This is a genomic window from Streptomyces sp. BE303, assembly GCF_036290945.1.
Taxonomy (GTDB): Bacteria; Actinomycetota; Actinomycetes; order Streptomycetales; family Streptomycetaceae; genus Kitasatospora.
This window is the reverse complement of the sequence record NZ_JAQYWZ010000106.1, coordinates 1-346: the sequence shown is the minus strand read 5'-3', so window position 1 is coordinate 346 and position 346 is coordinate 1. Positions and strand designations below refer to the sequence as shown.

1 protein-coding gene is annotated in these 346 nt (G+C 74.3%); it reads left to right on the top strand.

What is annotated here, in order from left to right; genetic code table 11:
• Nucleotides 1–346: hypothetical protein (locus tag PUR56_RS00395; RefSeq protein ID WP_329947360.1), on the top strand; the 346-nt coding region annotated here is incomplete at both ends.

Below are 346 nucleotides of genomic sequence, written 5' to 3'. Positions count from 1 at the left end.
CGGGTCGTCGGGTGCGGGCGGTGGTGCGGGGGACGGCGGTGAACCAGTACGGTGCGTCGATCTGTCTTACGGCGGCGAACGGTGCGTCGCAGCAGCGGGTGATCCGGGCCGCGTTGGCGCAGGCGGGGTTGAACCCGCAGGACGTCGACGCGGTCGAGGCGCACTGCACCGGCACCACGCTCGGCGACCCGATCGAGGCCCAGGCCCTGCCTGCGGGTCGGGCGCTCCACGCGGGGGGTGCGTCCGTGGCGGAGGTGCTGGCGGCGTTCCCGGATGTGGACGTTGCGGTGGTGAACGGCCCTGGGGCCGTGGTGGTCGCGGGCCTGGAAGCCGAGATCGACGCCGT